We start from the raw sequence: 23,767 nt of genomic DNA, 5'->3' as shown, positions 1-23,767 counted from the left end.
GCGCTCACCGCGGCAGGTGGGGCCGCCGCACGAACGGAACCTCCGGCGGGGCCTCGCCTCGGATCTCGGCGAGCTGGGAGGTGATGCGCGCCATCATCCGCGTGGTCGCCTCCTCCCACGCGGCCGGGTCGTCGGCCCGGTCGAGCAGGTCGCTCAGGTCGACCGGTGGGCCGGCCAGCACGTCCGACGGCGTGGGCGGGAAGGGCTTGAACGCTCTTCCCGCCGCGGGGATCACCTTTTGCGCACCCCACTGGGCGATCGGCACGACCGTGGCGCCGGTCCGCAGCGCCAGCCGCGCTGCCCCCGTCTTGGCCTTCATCGGCCAGGTCCCGGGATCCTGCGTCGTGGTCCCCTCGGGGAACACGACCACGGCATAGCCCTCCGCGAGCGCCTCCTCGGCGTCGACCAAGGCGCCCTTCGCGTGCGCGCTCTCGCGGTGCACCGGGACCGCCTTCACCTTGCGCACCACCCAGCCCACCACCGGGTATCGCCACAACGACTCCTTGGCCAGCACCCGCGGCCAGACACCGTTGTCCACGAGGTAATGCAGGAGCGTGAACGGGTCGAAGCTCGAGAGGTGGTTGGCCACGACGATGAACGGGCCGTCCGGAAGGTGCTCGCTGCCGCGCCAGCGCCGCGGTCGGGTGATCAGCAGCATCAGCGGCCGCAGGACCGCCACCACGGCACGGAACACCGGCGGCGGTTTCGGCCGGCCTCCCGTCACAGCCACCCCCGCTCGCGCGCCACCCGCACAGCCTCGTGCCGGTTGGCGACGCCCAGCTTGGCCGAGGCCGCGGACAGGTAGTTCCGGACGGTGCCTGGCGACAGGTGGGCGCGGGAGGCGATCTCCTCGACCGGCGCGCCGTCGGCGGCCAGCTCGAGCACGTCGCTCTCGCGCGTGGTGAGCGGGCTCGCGCCGGCAGCGATCGCGTCGGCAGCCAGCTCGGGGTCCACGTACCGGCCGCCGCCGTGCACGGTGCGCACCGCCTCGGCGAGAACAGCCGCCGAGGACGTCTTCGGGAGAAAGCCGCGGACGCCGGTCTCGAGCGCACGGCGCAGATAGCCCGGGCGGCCGTGGCTGGTGACGATCACGCACCGGCAGCCGGGCAGCTGCTCGGCCAGCTTCTCCGCGACCTCGATGCCGTCGAGGCCAGGCATCTGCAGGTCCAGGAGCGCAACGTCGGGCCGGTGCTTGAGCGCGGCCGCGAGCGCCTCGTCGCCCGAACCCGCCACCGCGACGACCTCGAGGTCGTCCTGCAGCCCGAGCAGGGCCGCCACGGCGTCCCGGATCAGGGTCTCGTCGTCGGCCAGCAGCACGGAGATCGTCACGAGACGTCATCCTGCCGCAGCTCCAGCGGTACCTCGGCCGAGACCGTGAACTGGCCGTCGACGGACTCCACCCCGAACGTGCCACCGCGCGCCGTCAGCCGCTCACGCAGGCCGCGCAGCCCGTTGCCGCTGCCGATGGGATCAGCGATCGCGGTGGCGCCGTCGTTGGTGATCCGCACCAGGCACCGCTCCCCCGCCAAGCGGATGTCGATCTCGCAACGGGTCGCGGCCGCGTGACGCACCACGTTGGTCACGGCTTCCCGTACCACCCACGCGACCGCTTCGGCGGTCGCCTCGGGAAGGGTCAGTCCCTCGCCCGCGACGCGGCACTCGACACCGGCCGAGCGCAGGAGCGCGCGCGCACCGGCGATCTCGGTGTCCAGGTCCGCCGACCGGTAGCCCTGGATGACTCCGCGCACCTCGCGAAGCGCGTCGTGCGCGAGCTGACGGACCTCGAGCATCTCGGCCGGGCCGCGCGGGTCGCCGCGCTCGGCGAGGGCCGCCGCGAGCTCGCTCTTGACCGCCACGGTGGACAGCGTCCGTCCGAACACGTCGTGCAGGTCGCGGGAGAACCGCAGCCGCTCCTCCGCCACCGCGAGCCGGCCGGCGACCACGCGAGCCTCGTCGAGCTGCCAGACGACCGCCATCATCCATCCCGACATCCGGCACGAGGCGGCGGCGGCCGTGATGCTGAACGTCGCGATGACGAGCGTCGGCACGACCTTCAGCGGCGCGGTCCCGATCGCGAGCTGGACCAGCGCGGCGGCGACGCCGGTGCCGATCGCCAGCGCCAAGAGCGTTCGGATCCGGGCCGGGATCGGCGAGATCGCCATGACCGCGGCGGCCAGCGGGATCAGCAGGCCGATGCCCAGAACGTCGGTCCGACCCGGGTAGACCTGCAGCGCGACGACCGTGGATACCAGTGTGGCCGCGCCCAACCACCACATCCGGCGGACGGGCCATGCCCCCCGGCTGCTGTACACCCGCATCGCGGGGACGAACACCCGTGCCGCGAGGATCGCCTGCACGGCCGTCACACCCGGATACAGGAGCACCCAGTCATTGGCGTACGGCGTGTCGCCGCTGATCATCGACAGCGCGAGGAACGGGGGCAGCGCGAAGATGAAGTAGATCGACCAGCGCGTCATCAGCTCGAACCGCTCGGGCTGGGTGCGGCCGATCCAACGGGCGGCCGAGGATGGCACGGTCATCGGGTCAACCTACCTGCGGGGCTCCCACGGCATCATCCGCTGCACCAGGTAGCCGCCGATCGCGATCCAGGCCAGCAGCACGATCGTGGGCTGCAGGCCCGCGACGAACGCCTGGACGAAGTCATAGGTGCTGCCATCGGCCGCGGTTCCCGACAGCCCCAGCGTCATCAGCTGGTTCGCGGCGGCCAGCGGCGTCAGCTCCGCGGCGGTACGCAACCCGTCGGGCATCAGGGCGAACGGGAAGGTCGATCCCGAGAAGAAGATCAGCACCGCGAGCGGCAGCAGCGTGGTGATCTGGGCGGCCTCGACCGTGCGGGTGATGGTCGCAGTGGCGTAGCCGAGCGCAGCGAGCGCGGTGAAACCGAGCAGCAGCCCGAGCACCACGAGCAGCGGGTTCACCATGGCGGGCGCGCCCACCAGCACCGAGATCGCGACACCGCCCAGCAGCACCTGCGCGAGGATCACGAACAGCGCCGGCGCGGCCATCGCGACGAGCACCTCCCACCGCTGCACCTCGCCGATGGTCAGCCGCTTGAGCATCAGCTCCTCGCGGCGTGCCACCGCTGTGGTGCACAGGTTGTAGTAGCCGGCGAACACGAGCGCGAACACGACGAGGGACGCCACCAGGGTGGTGACCACCCCGGTGCGGTCGCTGTCCATGCCGGGCATCTGGAACGAGTTGATCACCACGACCATCAGCGGGCCGAGCGTCAGCGCGTTGAAGAGCGCCGTCTTGTTCCGGATCAGCATGGTCAGCTCGAGCCTGGCGAGGGCCGTGATCCGCCTGAGGGCGGAGCCGCGCTCCTGAGCAGGGGCAGGGCTGGTGGCTGTGGTGGTCATGGGATGGCTCCTTCGTCGAGTGGTCGGTCAGGCAGCGGCGGGCGCAGCGGCGGGCGCTCGCTTGCTGCCCTCGGCGATCGTGAGGAAGGCCTGCTCGAGCGAGGCTGCGCGGGCGTCGAGGTCACCGATGGTCACGTCGTTCTCGCGTGCCCAGCGCAGCAGCGAGAACAGGTCCTCCTGGAGCTGCGGCGTGGTGATCACGTGCCGGGTCCCGGCGGCGCTGCGCTCAAGCTGGGTGCTGCCGAGCAGCGGTGGCGGCGCCGGGGCGCCGGGCGGGATCAGCATGGTGATCCGGGCCGGCTCGTCGGCCACGATGTCGGCCACCGTGCCCGCGCGCACGATCTGACCCCCGTGCATGATGGCCAGCCGGTCGGAGAGCTCCTCTGCCTCCTCCAGGTAGTGCGTGGTCATCATGACCGTGACGCCCTCGGCCATCCGCGCGCGCACGATGCTCCAGGCGTCGCGCCGCGACTCGGGGTCGAGGCCTGTGGTGGGCTCGTCGAGGAACAGCAGCTCGGGCCGTCCGAGCAGCGCGAGCGCGAGGTCCAGCCGCCGGCGCTCACCACCGGACAAGCTCGAGACGGTCACCCCGGCGCGGTGGGACAGCCCGACGGCGGCGAGCACGTCGTCGTCGCTGCGGCGGGTCTGCGTCGCGGCCCAGGTCTTGACCATCTCGCCCGCTCGGACGTCGGCGGGGAAGCCGGCCTCCTGCAGCATGATCCCGGTGCGGGTCCGCACGGTGGCTCGCTCGCGGTAGGGGTCGGCGCCGAACACGCGCACCTCGCCGTCGGTGGCCGGTGCGATGCCCTCGAGGACCTCCATCAGCGAGGTCTTGCCGGCGCCGTTGGTGCCGAGCAACGCGAACAGCTCGCCCCGATCGACGTGCAGGTCGACCCCCCGGACGGCTTCGAACGGTGCGCCCGAACCGCGGTAGGTGCGGCGGACGCCGGTAGCGGTGATGACTGGTGCGTTCATGCTCTCCACTGTGCCGCGCTCGCGCCGCCTCCCCCAGTGCCTGGCGTCATGGGTTCATCCGCACCTCTCATGGGCGCTGCATGACAAATCTCATGGGTCTACCGTGATCTCACGCGACGACACGACGATCGCCCGGACGAAGGAGTCCCATGTCGCTCATCCCTTACCTCACGGTCCACGACGGCGTCGCAGCCGTCGCGTTCTACACCGCTGCCTTCGGAGCCGAGGAGCTCGGCGAGCGTTACACCGAGGAAGGCGGCAAGATCGGCCACACGGCCCTGCGCATCGGCGAGGACGTGTTCTACCTCTCCGACGAGTTCACCGAGTACGGCGCGTACGCGCCCGCCACGCTCGGGCACAGCACGACGGCGCTGATGCTCACCGTGGCCGACGTCGACGCCTCCTACGAGCGCGCCGTCGCCGCCGGTGCCACGATCGACCGCGAACCCACCGACCAGCCCTGGGGCGAGCGGCTCGGCTGGCTCGTCGACCCCTTCGGTCATCGCTGGTCGCTCAGCTCTGGATAGGCTCCGGGCCACGTGGCTCCAAGTGGATGCGAGGGATCGTGGTCGAGGCAGACGTCGAGTTCGAGCTGGTGCTCGACTCCAGATCGCACCTGGGTGAGGGCCCGGTCTGGGACGAGGTGGCTCAGCAGCTGGTCTGGGTCAACCTGATCCGGGGTGAGGTGCACCGCTTCGACCCAGCCGATGGCTCGGACACCCAGCTGGACGTCGGGGCCCCGGTCGGTGCCGCCGCCGTGCGCGAGTCCGGCGGCTACGTGCTGGCGATCGAGAGCGGCTTCGCCACGCTGTCGGCGTCGGGCGAGCTGGAGCAGCTGGTCGATCTCGGGCTGGGACCCACCCATCGCGCCAACGATGGCAAGTGCGACGCCTTCGGGAGGTTCTGGGCCGGCACCAACGCCTACGACTTCACGCCGGGCCGGTCGACGCTGTGGCGGCTCGACACCGACGGCACCGCCACCGCCGCCGTCACCGGGATGACCTTGTCGAACGGTCTCGGCTGGAGTCCCGACAGCTCGACGATGTACGTCATCGACACGATCCCGGGCATCCTGTCGGCCTACGACTTCGACGGTGCGACGGGCGAGCTCAGCAGCGCGCGCGTGCTGGTCGACTTCGCCGAGTCGGAGATGCCGGACGGCATGACCGTCGACGCCGAGGGCTGCCTCTGGGTCGCCATGTACGCAGGTGGTGAGGTCCGCCGCTACCGGCCCGACGGCGAGCTCGACGTGCGCCTGCCGGTGCCGGTCGCCAATCCGACGTCCTGCGCCTTCGGCGGTCCCGATCTCCGCGACCTCTACGTCACCACCGGCCACCAGCTCGACGACCCCGGGGAGCTCGGGCCTGACTCGCACCTGGGCAGCCTGTTCCGGTGCCGGCCCGGCGTGGCCGGCCTGCCCGCGGGACGGTACGCAGGGTGAGGCTCACCGAGCTGCTCCAGAGCCGCCCCGACCCGCTGTGGAAGCTGGTCAAGCAGTGCGGCGTCGACGAGGCGGTCGTGCTGCTCGACGGTGCCGAGCAGGAGCTGCGATGGCTCCGGGCAGCGGGGGCCGTGCCCACGCCGCGGTCGGAGGAGCACCCGTGGGGCGAGGCCGCGATCAGCGCGCAGCAGCAGCGGCTCGCCGACCACGGGCTGACGATGGCGGCGATCGAGGACACCGCGCCGATGGACGCGGTCCGACTGGGCCTGCCCGGGCGTGACGAGCAGATCGAGCACGTGATCGAGCAGATCCGCGCCATGGGCCGGCTCGGTGTCCCCGTCCTCTGCTACAACTGGATGGCGGTCACCAGCTGGGCACGCACGGACGTGGCGGTGCGGATCCGCGGGGGCGCCCTCTCGACCGGCTACACGCGCGAGGGTGATCTGGCGCTGCCGCCCGTCGTCGAGCCGGGCAGCATCACCGAGGAGCAGCTGTGGGACGGGCTCGCCTACTTCCTCGACGCCGTGGTCCCCGAGGCGGAGCAGGCCGGGGTGCGGCTCGCGCTGCACCCGGACGACCCGCCGCGCTCCTCCAGCCGCGGCGTGCCGCGCATCATCCGGTCGGTCGAGGCCTATCGCCGGGTCCTCGACCTGCATCCCTCCCCAGCCAACGCGGCCACCCTGTGCCAGGGGAACTTCGCGCTGATGACCGACGACCTGCCAGCGGTGATCCGTGAGCTCGGCGCCCGGGACGCCATCGCGTTCGTGCACCTCCGTGACGTCGTGGGCACCCCGGACGACTTCGTGGAGACCTTCCACGACGACGGCCAGACCGACCTGTCGGCGTGCGTCGAGGCATACGCCGAGATCGGGTTCGACGGACCGCTACGGCCCGATCATGTACCCACCCTCGAGGGCGAGGACAACGCCCGCCCCGGGTACGCGACCCTGGGCAGGCTGTTCGCCCTCGGCTACGTCAAGGCGCTACGACAGGTCCACTACGGGCGCTGAGCCCTCGCCACGCCCGAGCTGCGGCAGCAGCTGCGCCAGCAGCAGGGTCGAGAGCGCCGAGGAGTCGGCGCCGCCGCTCCCGGCCGGATCGGTCTTGACGATGACAGGGCGCGGGGCAGCCTCGGCGAGCAGCGCACCCACGTCGAGTCGCCGTCGGGCAAGCTCGTAACCGAGCACCGCGCGGTTGTCCTTGTACGCGGTGGCGAGCTGCTCGCGAGCCTTCGCCTCACCCTGCGCGGCCACCAGGTTGGTGCGCGCGCCGGTCTCGATCTCGTAGCGGATCTTCTGCGCCTCGGTCTCGCGCTCCTCGAGCATCTGTGCGACGTCCTGGCGTGCCTTGTTCAGCGCGGCGTTGACCTCGACGATCTTGGCGTCGCGAACCTTCTTGCTCCGCTCGATCTCCATCAGCAGCGTGTCGACCCGGCGCTTGCGCGCGAGCTCCCACTCCTTCTCGTACGCGGACAGCTCCTTGGCGACCCGCTCCCGCGTGGCCAGGTGCTCGCGGTACTCCTCCGGCAGCTGCACGTCGGGGATGTTGCAACCGATGATCTGCACGCCGTAGGGCGTCAGCTGCCGGTTGAGCAGGTCCTGCATGTCCTTCACGTCGGAGCCGCGCAGGTCGTAGGCGCGCTCGGTGCGGACCTGGCGCGACCGCTGCCGGATCGCATCCTGCACCGAGTTCGACAGCACGAGGTCGAAGTTGCCGGCACCGATCGTCTGCACGAACCTGATCGCGTCGAGGATGCGGAACCGCAGGAAGAACTCGATCGACTTCAGCGGCACGTTCTCGTGGGTCGGGGAGGACAGCACGGGCGCCGAGTACGGGATCTCCGTGGTCACGTCGACCACGTACGCGACCCGCTTCCAGGGGTGCCACAGGTAGTGCCGGCCGGGCGAGAGCCCAGGGCCGGAGATCGCACCGAACTTCGTGAGCACACCGATCGTGCCCTCCTCGATCTCCACGATCGAGGAGCGCCACCACCACAGCGCAGCGAGCAGCACCAGCACGATCCCCGCCACCAGGGCCAGGGTGCCGAGCGCCCCGCGCTCGTCCAGCATCAACAGCACCGCGCTCGCGAGCGCCCATACGCCGAGCCAGATCGGCACGAGCCACCTGGTGCCGCGGCTGTCGCGCGGGATGACGACGGGCACCAGCGCGCCGTCGTCGCCGCCGCGCAGCAGCGCCGCGACATCGTTCCAGCTCGCCAGCGACTCCTTGATCGAGCTCATCCGGGCTCCCCGGACCTCGCGCACCGAGATCTGCTCAGACATCGCTGGCCTCCCCTGTCTCGTCGGCCACCGCAGCCGTGTCCATCGCCACCGATCGTCGGATCTCCTCGACCCGGTCCGCCCCGGGGACCTCGTCCTGCTCGTGTGAGGTGACGATCTCCACCTGTGTCTCCTCCGGTGGCTTCAACAGCTCCTCGATCCGGTCCTCGCGGTCCGCGACACGAGCCGCGATCTCCTCGTGCCGGGAGGTGATGGCTTCCATGTCGTCGGCCGAGAACAGCTTCTGCTCGGCACCACCGACCAGGCCGCGGGCGATCGCCAGGTAGTCGACGCCGTCGCCGTCGCCACCGACCCGCACGATCTGCGGGAGCGAGCCCGAGAGCGACTCCAGCTTGGTGAGCACGTCCTGCTGGTAGGTGTAGTCGAGGATCTCGGGGGCGAGCGCGGCGCTCATCGCGCGGATGTCGAGCGCCTGCGCCTCGAGCAGCGCCGCGTTGGCCTTGGCGGTCGACTCCGACTCCACGAACCGCTGCCGTGCGAGCGCGTCGGCACGGTTGGTCTCCCGCTCGAGCGCGGTGTCCATCTGCGCCTGGTAGCGCGCGATGTCGGCCTGGATCGCCGAGAGCGTCTCGTTGAGCGAGGCGAGATCCTTGTTCAGGTCGCCCTCGTTCTGCTCCTTGCGCAGCTGCAGCTCGTACTCGTACGTGTAGGCCTCCTTGGCCACCCGCACCATCTCGGGTGCGGCCAGGTCCATCCGGTACTCCTGGCTGGCGGGCTCGGCGTGCGTGATGTTCGCCGTGGTCAGCTGCACCGCCGGCTGGAACTGCGCGTTGAGCTGCTCCAGCAGCCGCGAGGTGCTCTCGCCGACCAGGTCGTAGATGCCCGACGCCTCCTGCTCGTAGATCAGCGAGCGGGTGGTCTCCGAGATCGCGTTGTTCAGCTTGTCCTGGAAGCCCTGCACCGCTCCGAGCACGAACACGAACTCGCGCGCGTTGGTGATCTTGAACTGGAGGAACAGGTCGACGCTCGCCTGCACGCCCGACTTCGTGGGCGCCTGCCGGATCGGCGCGTTGAACGGGTACTCACGGGTGGTGTTGACGATGTAGGAGACGCGCTTCCAGGGGTTCAGCAGCGTCACGAGCCCCGGGCCAACCTCGGCCTCGACCTTCCCGAACCGGGAGATCAGCGCCGTGCACCCCTCGGGGACCATCACCATGCCCTGCCGCCAGTAGCGGTAGGCCGCGGTCAGCACGACCAGCGCCCAGTAGTGCGGGCCGAACACCGCGCTCGACAGGTCGAACGGCAGCAGCACGACATAGCCGACGACGCCGATGACAAGCGCCAGGATCACCGGCAGCAGGCCCCGGATGCGCCGCGTCTTCGGCATCACCATCGGCGTGATCACATGCACCGGGCCGGAGGGCCCCATCTCGTAGTGGCTGCGGGAGAGGATCTCGTTCGCCTCGTCGATCGCACAGGTCTCGGCGGCGATCCTGGTGCCCGCGGAGCTGCCCTCGGCACGGGCGCCCGGGAAGTCGTTCGGGTTCAGCCCGAACGACTGCGCCGCCTGGGCAGCTCGGCCCAGACCAGAGCCGCCACCGGCCACCGAGTCCACGGCGCTGCCGACGGCGGACCTCACGTCGGGATTCTGCGCGATCCTGCGCGCGGCGTCAGCCAGCTGGCTCATCGATCACTCTCCCTGCCTACCGGCAGCGACGCGCCCCCGGCCCTTCGATCCTGTCACAGGACCCTCCCTCGGCGGGCGCCCCGGCAGGGGCACAGGTGCCCGTGGCAGCAGGTTGCGGGAACCCCGCGTTGATTCCCATGCAGTCGTGGTCACATCCGCAACGCGGCCACGCACCCCCGCGTTGACTCAAGTGCCGTCGTGCTCACGTCCGCAACGCGGGCGGCCCGACGGTCGCGGCCGCGTTGCTTCTCGTGGAGTCGTGGTCACGTCCGCAACGCGGCCACACACCCCGCGTTGACTCTCGTGCCGTTGAGGTCGCATCCGCAACGCGAGGGCTGGCGGCTTGGCCCCGCTAGCCCGGCTCGACCTTCGCGCCGAGCGCCTCGAGCTTGCCCTCGAAGTTCTCGTAGCCACGGTTGATCAGCTCGATCCCCTGGACGTTCGAGATGCCTTCCGCGGCGAGCGCCGCGATGAGGTGGCTGAAACCGCCGCGCAGGTCAGGGACCACGATGTCGGCGGCGCGCAACGGCGTCGGCCCGGAGATGATCGCCGAGTGGAAGAAGTTCTTCTGCCCGAAGCGGCACGAGGCACCACCCAGGCACTCGCGGTACACCTGGATCGTCGCGCCCATCTCACGGAGCGCCTCGGTGAAGCCGAACCGGTTCTCGTACACCGTCTCGTGCACGATCGACAGGCCGGCCGCCTGGGTGAGCGCGACGACCAGCGGCTGCTGCCAGTCGGTCATGAAGCCGGGGTGCACGTCGGTCTCGAGCGCGATCGCCTTCAGCTCGGTGCCGGGGTGCCGGAACCGGATCCCGTCGTCGTCGATCTCGAAGGCGCCGCCGACCTTGCGGTAGACGTTGAGGAACGTGACCATGTCGGCCTGGCTCGCACCGCGGACGTAGATGTCACCGCGGGTGGCGAGCGCAGCCGACGCCCATGACGCCGCTTCGATCCGATCCGGGAGCGCGGTGAAGGTGTAGCCCGTCAGTCGCTCGACACCCTCGACGCGGATGACGCGGCCGGGATCCACCGAGATGATCGCGCCCATGCGCTGCAGCACCGCGATCAGGCTCATGATCTCGGGCTCGATGGCCGCGTTGCGCAGCTCGGTCTTGCCGTGGGCGCGGACGGCGGTGAGCAGCAGCTGCTCGGTCGCGCCGACGCTGGGGTACGGCAGCTCGACCTGCGTGCCGGTGAGCCCGCGCGGTGCGGTGATGCTGATACCCGAGTCGAGCTTGTCCACCTTGGCGCCGAACTCACGCAGGATGCTCAGGTGGTAGTCGATCGGGCGGTCGCCGATGTGGCAGCCGCCCAGGTCGGGGATGAACGCCTCGCCGAGCCGGTGCACGAGCGGACCGCACAGCAGGATCGGGATGCGCGAGGAGCCCGCGTGCGCGTTGACCTCGGTCATGAGCGCGGTCTCGACGCGGTGCGGGTCCATGGTGACGACGCCGGCCTCGGGGTCCCACCCGACGTCGACCCCGTGCAGCCTCAGGATGTCCGCGACGACCTGCACGTCCTTGATCTGCGGCACGTTGCGCAGCTCGCTGGGACTCTCGCCGAGCACCGCCGCGACCATCGCCTTCGAGACGAAGTTCTTGGCGCCGCGCACCGTGATCTCACCGATCAGCGGCGTCCCGCCGTGCACCTGCAGCGCGCTCATCGCATCATCCGTTCGTCGTCGCACCCGCCGTGTGCACGGGCCCGGACAGCGTACGTCGCGCTCCCCGCGCCTCCCCGGCGCGCCACACCGCGCCCGGGAGCGCCACCGGACCGGCTGGCCGGCCGGCCGATCAGACGGGCTGGATCGGGAGCGCGATCGGCCGCGCGGCCTTGATCGGCGCGGTCGGCAGGTGCTTGGCGGGCAGCGTGGTCGGCTTGTAGCTCGGACGACTCTTCTCGAACGCCGAGATGTCCTCCTCGTGCGCGAGCGTGAGCCCGATGTCGTCGAAGCCCTCCATCAGACGCCAGCGGGTGTAGTCGTCGACCTGGAACTGGGCCACGACGTCGCTGCAGGTGACGGTACGTGCCTCGAGGTCGACCGTGATCTCGGTGCCGGGCTCCTGCTCGAGCACCTTCCAGATCAGCTCGATGTCCTCCTGGCTGAGCTGGGCCGCGAGCAGCCCCTGCTTGCCGGAGTTGCCGCGGAAGATGTCGGCGAACCTGGTGGACAGCACCACCCGGAAGCCGTAGTCCTTGAGCGCCCAGACAGCGTGCTCTCGTGAGGAGCCCGTGCCGAAGTCGGGGCCGGCGACCAGCACGGAGCCGGCGCGGTAGGCATCCTGGTTGAGCACGAAGTCCGGGTTGCCTCGCCACGCCGCGAACAGCGCGTCCTCGAAGCCGGTGCGCGTGACCCGCTTGAGGTACACGGCTGGGATGATCTGGTCGGTGTCGACGTTGCTGCGACGCAGCGGGACGCCGATACCGGTGTGGGTGGTGAACTTCTCCATGACGACTCCTCCTAGCCCTGCGCGTCAGACCTGCATGGGGACCCGAGGGTCCAGCGGAACCAGCGGCGACCCGTCGAGCTCGGCCACGTCGAGCGCGGCGAACGTCGGGTCATCGGCGGCCAGGTCGGCGACGGACGACAGGGTTCCACGGATCGCGGTGGCCGCGGCCACCAGCGGCGAGACCAGGTGGGTGCGCCCACCCTTGCCCTGCCGACCCTCGAAGTTGCGGTTCGACGTCGAGGCCGCCCGCTCGCCGGGCTGCAGCTGGTCGGGGTTCATGCCCAGGCACATCGAGCACCCGGCGTTGCGCCACTCGGCACCGAAGTCGAGGAAGATCTGATCGAGCCCCTCCGCCTCGGCCTGCAGGCGCACACGGGCCGAGGCCGGCACCACGAGCACGCGGACGTTCTCGTTCTTGCGCCGGTCCTTGAAGACCTTGGCCACCGAGCGCAGGTCCTCGATGCGCCCGTTGGTGCAGGACCCGATGAACACGGTGTCGACGGTGATCTCCCGCAGCGGCTGGCCGGGAATCAGGCCCATGTACTCGATCGCACGCTCGGCGGCGATGCGGTCGTTCTCCTCCGCGATCTCCTCGGGCACCGGCACGCTCGCCGAGATCGGCAGCCCCTGACCAGGGTTGGTGCCCCAGGTCACGAACGGCTCCAGGTCGCTCGCGCGCAGCTCGATCTCGACGTCGAACGCGGCGTCGTCATCGGTGCGCAGCGTGCGCCAGTGCGCCACCGCCGCTTCCCAGTCGGCACCCTCGGGAGCGTGCGGACGGCCCTGGAGGTACTCGAACGTGGTCTCGTCCGGCGCGATCATGCCGGCCCGTGCGCCGGCCTCGATCGACATGTTGCAGATCGTCATGCGCGCTTCCATCGACAGCGCGCGGATCGCCTCGCCGCGGTACTCGAGCACGTAGCCCTGGCCGCCACCGGTGCCGATCTTGGCGATGATCGCCAGGATGATGTCCTTGCTGGTGGTGCCGGGCGGCAGCTCGCCCTCGACGTTGATCGCCATCGTCTTGAACGGCGCCAGCGGCAATGTCTGGGTCGCGAGCACGTGCTCGACCTCGGAGGTGCCGATGCCGAACGCGAGCGCGCCGAAGGCGCCGTGCGTCGAGGTGTGCGAGTCGCCGCACACCACGGTCATGCCTGGCTGCGTCAGCCCGAGCTGCGGACCGACCTGGTGCACGATCCCCTGGTCGGCGTCACCGAGCGAGTGGATCCGCACCCCGAACTCCGCGGCGTTGTTCCGCAGCGTGTCGATCTGCGTGCGCGAGGTGAGATCGGCGATCGGCAGGTCGATGTCGAGCGTGGGGGTGTTGTGGTCCTCCGTCGCGATCGTGAGGTCGGGACGGCGGACCTTCCTGCCAGCGAGTCGGAGGCCCTCGAAGGCCTGCGGACTGGTCACCTCGTGCACGAGATGAAGGTCGATGAAGAGGAGATCCGGAGCTCCGGCGTCGCCTCGACGCACGACATGCTCAGCCCATACCTTCTCTGCCAGCGTCCCGGCCATGATCGCCACACACCTTTCGTCTCGTCCAGTGTCCGAGGGTTCTTCCCGGTCTGGACTTGCGTCTCATCCTCCGAGACGGCAATATCGGGGTATGGACAACTCTAGCGGAGTCGGCGTCCTGGACAAGGCTGCGACCGTACTCAGCGCCCTCGAGGCCGGTCCGGCGACGCTCGCCCAGCTCGTCGCATCGACCCACCTTGCACGCCCGACGGCGCACCGTCTCGCCGTCGCGCTGGAGCATCACCGTCTCGTCTCGCGCGACATGCAGGGTCGATTCGTGCTCGGACCACGCCTCGGCGAGCTCGCTGCCGCTGCGGGCGAGGACCGCCTCCTCGCTGCAGCGGGCCCCGTGCTCGGCGCGCTGCGTGACCACACCGGCGAGAGCGCCCAGCTCTACCGCCGCCAGGGCGACCAGCGCATCTGCGTGGCCGCCGCGGAGAAGCAGATGGGCCTGCGGGACTCGATCCCGGTGGGCGCGACCCTCACGATGCTCGCCGGCTCCGCCGCTCAGATCCTGCTGGCCTGGGAGGAGCCCGACCGGCTCCACCGGGGCCTGCAGGGCGCGAAGTTCACCGCGACCATCCTCTCCGGCGTCCGCCGCCGGGGATGGGCGCAGAGCGTGAGCGAGCGCGAGCTCGGCGTCGCCTCGGTCAGCGCGCCGGTGCGCGGCCCGAGCGGTCGGGTGATCGCTGCGGTCTCGGTCTCCGGCCCGGTCGAGCGGATGAGCCGGCAGCCCGGCCGCCTCCACGCGGCCTCCGTCGTCGCCGCCGCCAACCGCCTCTCCGACGTCCTCAAGAAGGCCGAAGAGGGCTGACCCTCTCCCCGCCCCCGGCGCTCCGGTGTCGCGATTCGAGGTGATCGACGACCAGGCCCGGCTGGCGAGGGTCGGGGCGAGGGTTGACCTTGACACCATGGGAGGGGCTGGAGTGGGTCTTGCCATGTTGACCATCGGAGACATCGCTCACCGCACCGGGACCTCCCGGCGGATGCTGCGGCACTGGGAGGCCGAGGGGCTGCTGAGCCCCGCGGCGATCGACCCGGTCTCGGGCTACCGCCGGTACACGGACGCCCAGGCCGGCCGGGTGCACGCCATCGCGGCGCTGCGCTCGCTCGGTTTCGGGCTGGAGGAGATCCGCGACCTGCTCGACCCGACCTTGACCACGCCGCGTCTTCTTGAGTCCCTGCGGACTCGGGAAGACGAGCTGGCGAGGCGGATCGAAGCCGACCGGGTGGCGCTCGGTGAGGTGCAGCGACGTCTGCGATCCATCGAAGAGGGACTCCAGATGACCATCCGCACGCTCCAGCTCCACCCGCTCCCGCCCACGCGTCTCGCCCAGCTCAGCACGAGCGTGCGGGACGAGAGCGAGATCGGCCACGCCGTCGTCGATCTCAGCGCCCAGGTCCGCACCCGGATGGCGGCTGCCGGCCGCCCGTGGGACGGCTCGGTCGTCCGCACCTACGAGGCGGCGCCCGGCAACGGCCCGATCACGGTCGCCGTCGGGATCGAGATACCCGACGGCGAACCGCCCGCCGGTCTGGTCCCCACCGTGCTCGCCGCGGAGCCGGAGGGTGCCTCGATCACCTACGACGGCGCCCTCACCGACGAGGCGGACGCCTGGCGCGCTCTCGACGCCGCGCTCGAGCCGCACGGGCTCGTGACCGGCAGCCGCTATCGCGTGCTGGTCACCCCGAGCACGGTGACGCTGCAGGCACCCGTGGCCGGCGCGGGCAACGTCACACTGCCGACGCCCCGGACACCTCGACGGGAGTGCGACCGTCGCTCCCGGTAGCGGACGGTCCCGACGGCGTCAGGACCGGGCCGGTGCGTCGGGTCCGGAACCAGACCACGACGGTGACGCCGAGCAGGATCACCAGCACCGGGATCATCAGGCCGGGTGTGACCCCACCGGGCGACCGGTCGAAGCGCTCGGCCAGGTCGGCGTTGAGGGCAATCCAGAACATGAACGTGGAGAGGTTGATGGCCGAGTGAATGATCGCGGCGATCTCGATCCCGCCCGTGCGCCAGGTGACATAGGCCGTCACGGTCGAGACCGCGACGTAGAAGACGTTCCACCACGGGTCGCTCGCGAAGTGGATGACGGAGAACACCGCCGTCGAGACGCCGATGCCCAGCAGGAGAGAGGTGACGCGACCGCGACCCCAGCTCGCGGCGACCCGGAACACCAGTCCACGGAAGCCGTACTCCTCGCCGGTGGCCTGCAGGGGTACCAGCAGAACGCTGGCGAGGAGGACGCCGATCACGTCGGTGGGCGACCAGTGCACGGTGCCGAACGGCCTGGAGTACTCGTGGATCGCAGTGGCGATGAAGAACAGCGGAACGAGGATGAGCAGCACCCGCCCGAACAGGTCGAACCGGAACGAGGAGATCACCGAGTGCAAGCTGGCGCCTCGCACGCCATAGAGCCAGCGCTGGATGAGCATGCTCCACGGGATCATGAGCGCCACCGACAGCAAGCTCAGCGTCTGGGTCACGGGAGTGAGTCCCGGGCCCACGTCGCCGTCCGGGCGGATGAGACCGTCGATCCACACACCCACCTCGTAGAGCACGGCGCCGGAGCCGAACAGGCCGGCGAGCAGCAGCGCGATCGCGAGGATGCCGCGGCCGACTCGCCGCTTCTCCCCCACCAGTACTCGGTGATACTCCACACCGTGCGGTACGGGCACACCCCTGGTGGCCCGAGTCGTCGTCGTCATGTTCCTCTCCTGATGTCGTGAGCGCGAAGCGCCGCGCTCTGAGCTACTAACACACTGTGATAGTGGCGCCAACTAGCACACTGTGCTAGTTATTCCAGAGACGAGACGGAGGGCTCGATGGGGTCGCGGGAGAAGGTGCTGCAGGCGGCGGCCGAGATGTTGGCGGACGACATCACGGCGCGGTTGAGCGTCCGAGCGGTCGCCGCACGCGCGGGCGTGAGCACCGGCTCGCTCCGGTTCCACTTCCCCACTCAGCGCGATCTCCAGGAGGCCGTGCTCGAGAAGTTCTACGCGGATCTGACGCCGGGCGACCCGATCCACGACACGTCGCTGCCGGCGCAGGAGCGGCTCGTACGCTGCCTGCAGCAGCTGCTGGCGCCGATAGGGGTGGGCACCGACGCCCGGGCGAGCTGGGCCGTCGCCTACGAGACGTTCCTCGCACCTGAGCCCACCGAGGACGTACGTGCGGCGTTCGCGGCGTCCGAGCGAGCCGTACGAGGGCGCATCGAGCACTGGCTGAACGTCCTTGCGCACGAGGGTTCGCTCGCCAGGTCCGAGCACACCGACGATGCAGCGTTCCTGCTCACCGTCGTCAACGGCCTCGCGCTGGACCGCGCCATGCCCCGCGGAGAGCCATCGCTGGCGGCCGAGAGACGGGCGCTCGAGATCGCCGTCGGCGCCGTGCTCGCGTGAGTCCGACGACGACGAAGGCCCCCGCTCGCTGAGCGGGGGCCTTCTTGTGTAGCCCCGACCGGATTCGAACCGGCGCTACCGCCTTGAGAGGGCGGCGTCCTAGGCCACTAGACGACGGGGCCGGGCAACGGTGGACAAGCATACCTGACGTGCAGGGCGCTGCTGACCGCTGGGGTACCAGGACTCGAACCTAGACTAACTGAACCAGAATCAGCCGTGCTGCCAATTACACCATACCCCATGGGGGTATGACCCCGGAGATGATGCGTGCGAACGCGCCAACCCTGTAGGTCGTACCGGCAGGCAACGATACCCGAGCATCGCCCCGCACTGAAATCGTGCGACGTGAGCAACGTCACTCCCCCGTGTCGACCCGCTCCTGCCACAGCTCCGGCAGCTCCGTGAGGGACGTCACGACCTCGACCCCGGCCGCTCGGGCCGTGGCCAGCCGCTCCTCGGTGACCGCGTGCGGGCCGCCTCGGCGGCGACCCGGGCGGTCGAGCCAGACACCCGCCAGCCCCGCCTCGACGGCGCCCCCCGCATCCACGTCGAGCTCGTCCCCCACGTAGATGGTCTCCTCGGGTACGGTGCCCAGCAGCCGGCAGCCCTCGTGGAAGATCGTCCTGTCCGGCTTGCCCACACCGAACGTGTCGACGGCGACGAGGTGCGTCAGCAGGTCGGAGAGCCCGACGGCGGCGATCTTCGCCCGTTGCATCTCGCCGGGCGCGTTGGTCACGACACCGATCGCGAGCCCGGCGTCGACGGCCTGCTCCACGCAGGCCCGGGCGTCGTCGAAGAGCGCCCAGGCAGCTGCGAAGCGCTCCTGGTAGTCGGTGTCCCACACCCGGAAGGCGTCGTCATCCAGGGTGGCGAGGCCCAGCAGCTGGGTCAGCTCGTCCACCCGGTTGCGCCGCTGCTGCACGATCGTGAGCTCGCCGGCCACGAACGCGCGGTAGTGGCCGCCGGCGTCGGCGCGCCAGGTCGCGAGCACGCGTTCGGCATCCTCGTCGGACAGCGGCGCCAGCCCCGCCATCGCAGCGGTCAGTGCCGCCGAGAACGCCGAGGCGGTGTCGACGAGCGTGTCGTCGACGTCGAACAGGACGCCGCGGATCGTCGGAGCACTCACTCGCTCTCAGCCTTCTCCAGCAGGTACTGGATCCGTTCGCGCAGCGGCGGCGCCAGCCGCACGTCGCCGGCGGCCTCGGCCTGCCGCAGCGCCGCCATCATCTCGGGTTGCGGATCGAGGAACGTCTGCCCGATCGTGACACCGTGCGCCGGCCGGTCGCCGACCTCGATCCGGTCTCCCGCCGCAACCGGGCCCGGCTGCAGCACCCGCAGGTACGCACCGGGCCTGCCCTCGGCGTTGAACCTCTTGATCCACCGTGGCTCGCCCATCTTGTGCGCGAACTTGTAGCAGGGCGTGCGCGGCATCGTGACCTCGAGCAGCAGGCCGCCGTCGCCGACCGCCCACCGCTCGCCGATGACCGCTCCAGTGACGTCGACGCCGGCCGTGGTCAGGTTCTCGCCGAACATCCCCGGCCCGAGCTCGCGGCCCAGCTGCTCCGCCCACCGTGCAAGATCCTCGGCCGCGTAGGCGTACACGGCCTTGTCCGGACCGCCGTGGTTGATGTGATCGACCTGTTGGTCGCCCTCGACGCCGAGCTCACCCACCACCACCGGTCCCGGCACCGGGCGCTTGTCGATCGCCGTCAGATACCCCGGCCGATCGGTCTCGCGCACCTCGAAGAGGCGGCTGACCGCCACCACCCGAGCTGCGTCGTCGGACATCAGAGCGACGCGCGCAGCGCGCGCAGGCGCGCGAGCGAGGAGTCCTTGCCGAGGATCTCCATCGACTCGAACAGCGGCGGCGACACCCGGCGCCCGGTCACGGCCGTGCGGAGCGGCGCGAACGCGAACCGCGCCTTGATGCCCAGTCCCTCGACAAGCGCGGCCTTGAGCGCCTCCTGCTGCGCCTCGGGTGAGAAGTCCTGCAGCCCGTCGAGGACCTCGATCGCCGCGTCGAGAACCTGGGGCGCCTCGTCGCGGAGCGCGCTGCGGGCCTCGTCCTCGACCACCACGGCGTCGTCGGCGACGAACAAGAAGCCGAGCATCCCGGGCGCCTCGCCCAGCAACGTCATCCGCTCCTGCACGAGCGGCGCAGCAGCGCTCAGCAACTCCTGGTGCTCGGGCGCGAGACCGTCCAAGGTGTCCGCCGCCACGAGCCCGGCATCCTTCAGGTAGGGCACCAACCGGCCGGCGAAGTCCGCGGCCGTCAGCAACCGCAGGTGCGCAGCGTTGATCGCCTCGGCCTTCTTCAGGTCGAAGCGCGCCGGGTTCGGGTTGACGTCGGAGATGTCGAACGCCTGCACCATCTCCTCGCGGCCGAAGATGTCGTTGTCGGGCGAGATCGACCACCCGAGCAGCGCCAGGTAGTTGAGCAGCCCCTCGGGGATGAAGCCGCGTTCGCGATGCAGGAAGAGGTTGGACTCCGGGGCCCGCTTCGACAGCTTCTTGTTGCCCTCCCCCGTGACGGTCGGCAGGTGCCCGAACTGCGGCATCACCTCGGCCACACCGATCTCGAGCAGCGCCCGGTAGAGCGCGATCTGGCGCGGGGTCGAGGACAGCAGGTCCTCGCCACGCAGCACGTGCGTGATGCCCATCAGCGCATCGTCGACCGGGTTGACCAGGGTGTACAGCGGCGCCCCGTTCGCACGAACGATCACGAAGTCCGGGACCGAGCCCGCCTTGAACGTGATCTCCCCGCGCACCAGGTCGGTGAACGTGATGTCCTCCGAGGGCATCCGGACCCGTAGCACCGGCTCGCGGCCCTCGGCGCGGAAGGCGGCCTTCTGCTCGTCGGTGAGGTCGCGGTCGAAGCCGTCGTACCCGAGCTTGGGGTCGCGACCCGCGGCGCGATGGCGCGCCTCGATCTCCTCGGGCGTGGAGAAGGACTCGTACGCGTGCCCCGCCTCGAGGAGCTTGTGCGCCACCTCGGCGTACAGGTCCATCCGCTGGCTCTGCCGGTACGGCTCGTGCGGGCCGCCGACCTCGACGCCCTCGTCCCAGTCCAGCCCGAGCCAGCGCAGTGCGTCGAGGAGCTGGGCGTAGGACTCCTCGCTGTCACGCGCGGCGTCGGTGTCCTCGATCCGGAACACGAACGTGCCGCCCACATGGCGGGCGTACGCCCAGTTGAACAGCGCGGTGCGGATCAGTCCGACGTGCGGGGTGCCCGTGGGTGAGGGGCAGAACCGGACACGAACAGCAGAGGCAGCGGAGGTCGAGGCATGGGTCACGGTCCCCCAGCGTAGTTCGCGGACCTCAGCGCTTCATCACCGGGTTCGAGAGCTCGCCGATGCCCTCGATCTCGACCTTGACCCGTTGTCCGGGCTCGACCCGCCCGACGCCCGCGGGGGTACCGGTGAGGATCACGTCACCGGGGAGCAGCGTGAAGATGCCCGACACGTACGAGATCAGCTCCGGCACGGAGGTGATCATCTGCGCCGTCGAGCCGTCCTGGCGCAGCTCGCCATCGACCCAGCACCGGATCCGCAGGTCGCTCACGTCGAGGTCCAGCACGAGGTAGGGGCCGAGCGGGCAGGAGGAGTCCCACGCCTTGCCGCGGGTCCAGGTGGTGTCGGAGCGCTGCACGTCCCGCGCCGTCATGTCGTTCGCGGCCGTGTAGCCCAGGATCACGTCCTTGGCGCGCTCGACCGGCACGTCCTTGCAGATCCGCGAGATCACGACGGCGAGCTCGGCCTCGTGCTCCACGTGGCTCGTGTAGGCGGGCGGCACCACCGGGTCGTCGGGGCCGACCACGGAGGTGTTCGGCTTGAGGAAGACGATCGGTTCCGGCGGGACCTCGTTGCCGAGCTCGGCGGCGTGCTCGGCGTAGTTGCGACCGATCCCCACCACCTTGCTCCGCGGGATGATCGGCGCCAGCAGCCTGGCTCCCTCCAGCGGTACCCGCTGCCCGGTGGGCTCCAGCTGACCGTAGAGCGGGTCGCCGGACAGCACGACAAGATCGTCGCTGCCCTCCTCGACGACGGCGTAGCGAGGGTCTTCCCCGGTCGTGAACCGTGCGATGCGCATGGGCCCGAGCGTATCGGCGCGCGGGCTCAGCGGCGGGCGAGGACCTCGCCGTGGACGACCACGAACCACGCGTCGTCGTGCGCGGCCCAGTCGTTCCAGGCCTGGGCCAGCTCGGCGAGCTGCTCCTGGGTGGCGTGGCCGCCGTCGAGGGCGTGCCGTGCGTAGGAGGAGTGCTGCACGCGCTCCGCCCAGGTGTGCGACCACCAGTCACGGTCCTCGGGCTCGCTGAAGCACCAGGTCCCGGCGGTGGCGGTGGTATCGGTGAAGCCGGCCTCCTGCACCCACGAGCTGAGCCGACGCCCGGCGTCCGGGTAGTGGTGGCTGGTGAGCGTCAGGTACAGGTCGCGCCAGCGCTCGAGGCCGTCGCTGTCGGGGAACCAGCGCATGCCGCCGTAGTCGGCGTCGCGGACGGCGAGGATCCCGCCCGGGCGCAGCACGCGCCGCATCTCACGCACCGCACCGACCGGGTCCTGGAGGTGCTGGAGCACCTGGTGGGCGTGGACCACGTCGAAGGCGCCGGCCGAGTACGGCAGCGCCATCACGTCGGCCTTCTCGAGCTCCACGTTCTCGACACCTTGCGCGACCGCCAGGTCAGCGGCCTTGTCCAGCACCTCGTCGGAGGTGTCGATCCCCACCACACGGCCGCCGGGAACGCGGGTCGCGAGGTCGGCCGTGATGGTGCCCGGACCGCAGCCGACGTCCAGCACGTCCATGCCGGGGCGCAGGTGCGGCAGCAGGTACCCGGCCGAGTTCTCAGCGGTCCGCCAGGTGTGCGAGCGAAGCACGCTCGGGTGGTGCCCGTGCACATAGTTGCCGCTCATGACCTCACGCTAGTCCTCGAACCGGCCGCCCGCCGGCTGGTCGGCGGGTGCCATCGCACGCCAGGCGTCGAGCACGAGCTCGTGCACCTGCTCGGGCGTCGCCTCGTCCAGGTCTACGAGCACCGCTGGGTAGCCGTCGAAGTGAGGCGTGGTGAACCACGGCCCGGGAGTGGCCAGGATCGCCTCCTTCTCCCCCAGGTCCTCGACGCGGACGGCGAGGACCTGGCCATCAGGTGCGGCGTCGCCCAGATCCGCCCGGTCCTTCTTCGTGAGCGGTCGCTGCCAGGCGAAGCTCTTTCCGCGCACCTTCCAGCAGGGGTTGCCCCACGTGGTGCTCGGCTCCGCACCCGCGAGCGCCTTCGCCACCCGCACGACGTCGTCCCAGTCGGCCATGCCTCACCCTAGGCACTTCTCCCCTCGTGCGCGCGGGCGCCGGGGGCGCCGCGATCGTTAGCCTGTGCGCCATGGCCACCATGACCGCGCCCGCCGTGAGCGCGCCGAAGCAGAAGAAGGCGCGGATCGTCGGCGTCGACGTCGCGCGTGGCCTCGCCATCATCGGGATGTTCATCGCGCACCTCGGCCTGGAGCGCAGCACCGAGTTCTTCTCGACGACCGGCTGGTTCTGGCTCGCCGACGGGCGCCCCTCCGCACTCTTCGCCACCCTCGCGGGCACAGGGCTGGCGTTCATGACCAAGCGCGCCTACGCGAACGGCGACGAGGCCGAGTACGCGGTCCAGCGCAGCCGCCTGCTCAAGCGTTCGGCGATCCTCATGGTGCTCGGCTGGGCGCTCACGGCGATGGGGACGCCGGTCGCGGTGATCCTGGGCGCGTACGCACTGCTGTTCGTGCTCGCGATCCCCTTCCTGAGGATGGGTCCGACGGCGTTGCTCGCCTGGTCCGCCGCCGTCGCCGTCGTGATGCCCAGCCTCGTGCTGCTGTCCCGTCACGCCGTGCTCGGAGGGACCTCGCCCGACGTCTATGCCTATACCGACACCGGTGGCGTCGCGCTGATCATCCCGGTGGTCGCGGACCTGTGGTCCGGCTACTACCCCGCGCTGTCCTGGGTCCTCTACATCCTGGTCGGCCTCGCCGTGGGCCGGATGCCGCTGCGCCGGTGGACCACGGCGCTGGGCCTGCTGGTCGGCGGTGCGTTGGTGGCCGCGGCCGGCTACCTGCCGGGCCTCGCGCTCGAGCGGAGCACCGGCGGGCTGGTCCAGGATCTCGTGACGATCGAGCCGCACTCCAACACCACGTTCGAGATGCTGGGCAACGTCGGGTTCGCCGTCGCGGTGCTCGGTCTGTGCCTGCTGCTGACGACGTCGGTCCCGCCGATGCGCGTCATCCTCACGCCGGTCTCGGCGATGGGCGCGATGTCCTTGACCGTCTACTCCGCGCACATCGTCTACATCGCCGTCCTCGGACGCGAGGCGGTCTACAACCCTGAGTCCAACTGGCCGCTGATCTGGCTCACCCTCGCGTCGCTGGTGTTCGCGACCATCTGGCAGCTCACGCTCGGCCAGGGACCGCTGGAGCGGTTGCTGCATCGCATGATCCGTCCGCGTCAGCAGCAGCCGCCGCCCTCCCCGGGGCACGGGCCGTGGCAGCAGCACCCGCAGCAGGGCAGCCAGCCGCAGGCTCAGCAGCCCTGGCCTCCGCAGCACCAGCAGTGGCCGCCGCCCCAGGGTCAGGCGCCGCAGCAGTGGGGCCAGCCGCAGCAGACGCCGCCTCGCTGATCTCGGGCGCGGCACGGCCACG

The 23,767-nt window shown here is 70.6% G+C and carries 24 protein-coding genes and 2 tRNA genes; 7 read left to right on the top strand and 19 right to left on the bottom strand.

Going from position 1 to position 23,767, the window contains the following annotated elements; genetic code table 11:
* Nucleotides 1-4 precede the first annotated feature (4 nt).
* Genes GPA03_RS01075 through GPA03_RS01055 form a run of 5 tightly spaced genes read right to left on the bottom strand, consistent with a single transcriptional unit; the run spans nucleotide 5 to nucleotide 4,355 of the window.
* Nucleotides 5-730: a lysophospholipid acyltransferase family protein gene (locus GPA03_RS01075; RefSeq protein WP_241681016.1), complete on the bottom strand. Its 726-nt coding sequence runs from the start codon at nucleotides 728-730 to the stop codon at nucleotides 5-7.
* Nucleotides 721-1,329, bottom strand: coding sequence for a response regulator transcription factor (locus GPA03_RS01070; protein WP_156250161.1), 609 nt, complete (start codon nucleotides 1,327-1,329; stop codon nucleotides 721-723). The genes GPA03_RS01075 and GPA03_RS01070 overlap by 10 nt, the downstream gene beginning before the upstream one ends.
* Complete coding sequence (locus GPA03_RS01065; protein ID WP_156250160.1) at nucleotides 1,326-2,540, bottom strand: sensor histidine kinase; 1,215 nt, start codon at nucleotides 2,538-2,540, stop codon at nucleotides 1,326-1,328. Before GPA03_RS01065 ends, GPA03_RS01070 begins: the two co-directional genes overlap by 4 nt.
* Before the next feature lie 9 nt (nucleotides 2,541-2,549).
* On the bottom strand, nucleotides 2,550-3,380 hold the full coding sequence (locus GPA03_RS01060) for an ABC transporter permease (RefSeq protein ID WP_156250159.1): 831 nt from the start codon (nucleotides 3,378-3,380) through the stop codon (nucleotides 2,550-2,552).
* Nucleotides 3,381-3,407: 27 nt separating this feature from the next.
* Entirely contained in the window at nucleotides 3,408-4,355 is a 948-nt protein-coding gene (locus GPA03_RS01055; RefSeq protein WP_156250158.1) for an ABC transporter ATP-binding protein, read from the bottom strand.
* A gap of 149 nt (nucleotides 4,356-4,504) precedes the next feature.
* Between GPA03_RS01055 and GPA03_RS01050 the strand changes: the two genes are divergently transcribed.
* From GPA03_RS01050 to GPA03_RS01040, 3 genes are read left to right on the top strand one after another with little or no spacing between them, the layout of a single operon-like run.
* Complete coding sequence (locus GPA03_RS01050) at nucleotides 4,505-4,882, top strand: VOC family protein (RefSeq protein WP_156250157.1); 378 nt, start codon at nucleotides 4,505-4,507, stop codon at nucleotides 4,880-4,882.
* Between the two features lie 38 nt (nucleotides 4,883-4,920).
* A complete protein-coding gene (locus GPA03_RS01045) occupies nucleotides 4,921-5,796 on the top strand; it encodes an SMP-30/gluconolactonase/LRE family protein (protein WP_206673423.1) in 876 nt (291 codons plus the stop codon).
* The gene (locus tag GPA03_RS01040) at nucleotides 5,793-6,806 is read left to right on the top strand and encodes a mannonate dehydratase (RefSeq protein WP_156250155.1); all 1,014 of its coding nucleotides are present in this window, start codon (nucleotides 5,793-5,795) and stop codon (nucleotides 6,804-6,806) included. Before GPA03_RS01045 ends, GPA03_RS01040 begins: the two co-directional genes overlap by 4 nt.
* Here GPA03_RS01040 and GPA03_RS01035 read toward each other — a convergent pair.
* From GPA03_RS01035 to leuC, 5 genes are all read right to left on the bottom strand, one after another.
* On the bottom strand, nucleotides 6,780-8,078 hold the full coding sequence (locus GPA03_RS01035) for an SPFH domain-containing protein (protein ID WP_156250154.1): 1,299 nt from the start codon (nucleotides 8,076-8,078) through the stop codon (nucleotides 6,780-6,782). The genes GPA03_RS01040 and GPA03_RS01035 overlap by 27 nt on opposite strands.
* Nucleotides 8,071-9,723, bottom strand: coding sequence for an SPFH domain-containing protein (locus GPA03_RS01030; protein ID WP_156250153.1), 1,653 nt, complete (start codon nucleotides 9,721-9,723; stop codon nucleotides 8,071-8,073). Before GPA03_RS01030 ends, GPA03_RS01035 begins: the two co-directional genes overlap by 8 nt.
* Nucleotides 9,724-10,075: 352 nt before the next feature.
* A complete protein-coding gene (gene murA / locus GPA03_RS01025; protein WP_156250152.1) occupies nucleotides 10,076-11,389 on the bottom strand; it encodes a UDP-N-acetylglucosamine 1-carboxyvinyltransferase in 1,314 nt (437 codons plus the stop codon).
* A 130-nt stretch (nucleotides 11,390-11,519) separates the two neighbouring features.
* Entirely contained in the window at nucleotides 11,520-12,176 is a 657-nt protein-coding gene (gene leuD, locus GPA03_RS01020; RefSeq protein ID WP_156250151.1) for a 3-isopropylmalate dehydratase small subunit, read from the bottom strand.
* A 24-nt stretch (nucleotides 12,177-12,200) separates the two neighbouring features.
* Entirely contained in the window at nucleotides 12,201-13,694 is a 1,494-nt protein-coding gene (gene leuC / locus GPA03_RS01015) for a 3-isopropylmalate dehydratase large subunit (RefSeq protein ID WP_156250150.1), read from the bottom strand.
* 91 nt (nucleotides 13,695-13,785) lie between these two features.
* On the opposite strand from leuC, the gene GPA03_RS01010 reads away from it, so the two are divergent.
* Nucleotides 13,786-14,508: an IclR family transcriptional regulator gene (locus GPA03_RS01010; protein WP_156250149.1), complete on the top strand. Its 723-nt coding sequence runs from the start codon at nucleotides 13,786-13,788 to the stop codon at nucleotides 14,506-14,508.
* A 124-nt stretch (nucleotides 14,509-14,632) separates the two neighbouring features.
* On the top strand, nucleotides 14,633-15,484 hold the full coding sequence (locus tag GPA03_RS01005) for a MerR family transcriptional regulator (RefSeq protein ID WP_162458214.1): 852 nt from the start codon (nucleotides 14,633-14,635) through the stop codon (nucleotides 15,482-15,484).
* Here the strand turns inward: GPA03_RS01005 and GPA03_RS01000 are convergent.
* On the bottom strand, nucleotides 15,429-16,409 hold the full coding sequence (locus GPA03_RS01000; protein WP_156250147.1) for a CPBP family intramembrane glutamic endopeptidase: 981 nt from the start codon (nucleotides 16,407-16,409) through the stop codon (nucleotides 15,429-15,431). The two genes, GPA03_RS01005 and GPA03_RS01000, sit on opposite strands and share 56 nt — an antisense overlap.
* A gap of 117 nt (nucleotides 16,410-16,526) precedes the next feature.
* Here GPA03_RS01000 and GPA03_RS00995 point away from each other — a divergent pair, with 117 nt between their 5' ends.
* Entirely contained in the window at nucleotides 16,527-17,102 is a 576-nt protein-coding gene (locus GPA03_RS00995; protein ID WP_156250146.1) for a TetR/AcrR family transcriptional regulator, read from the top strand.
* Between the two features lie 49 nt (nucleotides 17,103-17,151).
* Here the strand turns inward: GPA03_RS00995 and GPA03_RS00990 are convergent.
* The 8 genes from GPA03_RS00990 to GPA03_RS00955 form a co-directional block, all read right to left on the bottom strand.
* Nucleotides 17,152-17,224 (bottom strand) — tRNA-Glu (locus GPA03_RS00990).
* A gap of 47 nt (nucleotides 17,225-17,271) precedes the next feature.
* A tRNA-Gln gene (locus tag GPA03_RS00985) sits at nucleotides 17,272-17,343 on the bottom strand.
* 114 nt (nucleotides 17,344-17,457) lie between these two features.
* Nucleotides 17,458-18,228, bottom strand: coding sequence for an HAD family hydrolase (locus GPA03_RS00980; RefSeq protein ID WP_156250145.1), 771 nt, complete (start codon nucleotides 18,226-18,228; stop codon nucleotides 17,458-17,460).
* A complete protein-coding gene (locus tag GPA03_RS00975; protein ID WP_156250144.1) occupies nucleotides 18,225-18,890 on the bottom strand; it encodes an MOSC domain-containing protein in 666 nt (221 codons plus the stop codon). Before GPA03_RS00975 ends, GPA03_RS00980 begins: the two co-directional genes overlap by 4 nt.
* The gene (gltX, locus tag GPA03_RS00970) at nucleotides 18,890-20,395 is read right to left on the bottom strand and encodes a glutamate--tRNA ligase (protein ID WP_156250143.1); all 1,506 of its coding nucleotides are present in this window, start codon (nucleotides 20,393-20,395) and stop codon (nucleotides 18,890-18,892) included. Before gltX ends, GPA03_RS00975 begins: the two co-directional genes overlap by 1 nt.
* A 25-nt stretch (nucleotides 20,396-20,420) precedes the next feature.
* Nucleotides 20,421-21,191, bottom strand: coding sequence for a fumarylacetoacetate hydrolase family protein (locus GPA03_RS00965; RefSeq protein ID WP_156250142.1), 771 nt, complete (start codon nucleotides 21,189-21,191; stop codon nucleotides 20,421-20,423).
* Between the two features lie 26 nt (nucleotides 21,192-21,217).
* Nucleotides 21,218-22,012 carry a methyltransferase domain-containing protein gene (locus GPA03_RS00960; protein WP_156250141.1) on the bottom strand — a complete coding sequence of 265 codons (795 nt, stop codon included), beginning with the start codon at nucleotides 22,010-22,012 and terminating at the stop codon, nucleotides 21,218-21,220.
* Between the two features lie 9 nt (nucleotides 22,013-22,021).
* A complete protein-coding gene (locus tag GPA03_RS00955; RefSeq protein ID WP_156250140.1) occupies nucleotides 22,022-22,405 on the bottom strand; it encodes an MmcQ/YjbR family DNA-binding protein in 384 nt (127 codons plus the stop codon).
* Nucleotides 22,406-22,476: 71 nt separating this feature from the next.
* Here GPA03_RS00955 and GPA03_RS00950 point away from each other — a divergent pair, with 71 nt between their 5' ends.
* On the top strand, nucleotides 22,477-23,745 hold the full coding sequence (locus tag GPA03_RS00950) for a heparan-alpha-glucosaminide N-acetyltransferase domain-containing protein (RefSeq protein WP_156250139.1): 1,269 nt from the start codon (nucleotides 22,477-22,479) through the stop codon (nucleotides 23,743-23,745).
* Nucleotides 23,746-23,767 lie beyond the last annotated feature (22 nt).

It is taken from the genome of Pseudactinotalea terrae (assembly GCF_009733845.1).
Classification (GTDB): Bacteria; Actinomycetota; Actinomycetes; order Actinomycetales; family Beutenbergiaceae; genus Pseudactinotalea; species Pseudactinotalea terrae.
Note: the sequence above shows the minus strand (reverse complement) of the source record. Positions and strands in the feature narration are given on the sequence as shown.

What these genes read in the sequence shown, in the direction of transcription:
- GPA03_RS00995 (WP_156250146.1), top strand. Translation starts at nt 16,527, where the DNA reads ATGGGGTCGCGGGAGAAGGTGCTGCAGGCGGCGGCCGAGATGTTGGCG.
- GPA03_RS01000 (WP_156250147.1), bottom strand. Translation starts at nt 16,409, where the DNA reads ATGACGACGACGACTCGGGCCACCAGGGGTGTGCCCGTACCGCACGGT.
- leuD (WP_156250151.1), bottom strand. Translation starts at nt 12,176, where the DNA reads ATGGAGAAGTTCACCACCCACACCGGTATCGGCGTCCCGCTGCGTCGC.
- murA (WP_156250152.1), bottom strand. Translation starts at nt 11,389, where the DNA reads ATGAGCGCGCTGCAGGTGCACGGCGGGACGCCGCTGATCGGTGAGATC.
- GPA03_RS01060 (WP_156250159.1), bottom strand. Translation starts at nt 3,380, where the DNA reads ATGACCACCACAGCCACCAGCCCTGCCCCTGCTCAGGAGCGCGGCTCC.
- GPA03_RS01065 (WP_156250160.1), bottom strand. Translation starts at nt 2,540, where the DNA reads ATGACCGTGCCATCCTCGGCCGCCCGTTGGATCGGCCGCACCCAGCCC.
- GPA03_RS00960 (WP_156250141.1), bottom strand. Translation starts at nt 22,012, where the DNA reads ATGAGCGGCAACTATGTGCACGGGCACCACCCGAGCGTGCTTCGCTCG.
- GPA03_RS01050 (WP_156250157.1), top strand. Translation starts at nt 4,505, where the DNA reads ATGTCGCTCATCCCTTACCTCACGGTCCACGACGGCGTCGCAGCCGTC.
- GPA03_RS01035 (WP_156250154.1), bottom strand. Translation starts at nt 8,078, where the DNA reads ATGTCTGAGCAGATCTCGGTGCGCGAGGTCCGGGGAGCCCGGATGAGC.
- GPA03_RS00965 (WP_156250142.1), bottom strand. Translation starts at nt 21,191, where the DNA reads ATGCGCATCGCACGGTTCACGACCGGGGAAGACCCTCGCTACGCCGTC.
- GPA03_RS01055 (WP_156250158.1), bottom strand. Translation starts at nt 4,355, where the DNA reads ATGAACGCACCAGTCATCACCGCTACCGGCGTCCGCCGCACCTACCGC.
- GPA03_RS01005 (WP_162458214.1), top strand. Translation starts at nt 14,633, where the DNA reads ATGTTGACCATCGGAGACATCGCTCACCGCACCGGGACCTCCCGGCGG.
- GPA03_RS01010 (WP_156250149.1), top strand. Translation starts at nt 13,786, where the DNA reads ATGGACAACTCTAGCGGAGTCGGCGTCCTGGACAAGGCTGCGACCGTA.
- GPA03_RS00955 (WP_156250140.1), bottom strand. Translation starts at nt 22,405, where the DNA reads ATGGCCGACTGGGACGACGTCGTGCGGGTGGCGAAGGCGCTCGCGGGT.
- GPA03_RS00950 (WP_156250139.1), top strand. Translation starts at nt 22,477, where the DNA reads ATGGCCACCATGACCGCGCCCGCCGTGAGCGCGCCGAAGCAGAAGAAG.
- leuC (WP_156250150.1), bottom strand. Translation starts at nt 13,694, where the DNA reads ATGGCCGGGACGCTGGCAGAGAAGGTATGGGCTGAGCATGTCGTGCGT.
- GPA03_RS00975 (WP_156250144.1), bottom strand. Translation starts at nt 18,890, where the DNA reads ATGTCCGACGACGCAGCTCGGGTGGTGGCGGTCAGCCGCCTCTTCGAG.
- GPA03_RS01030 (WP_156250153.1), bottom strand. Translation starts at nt 9,723, where the DNA reads ATGAGCCAGCTGGCTGACGCCGCGCGCAGGATCGCGCAGAATCCCGAC.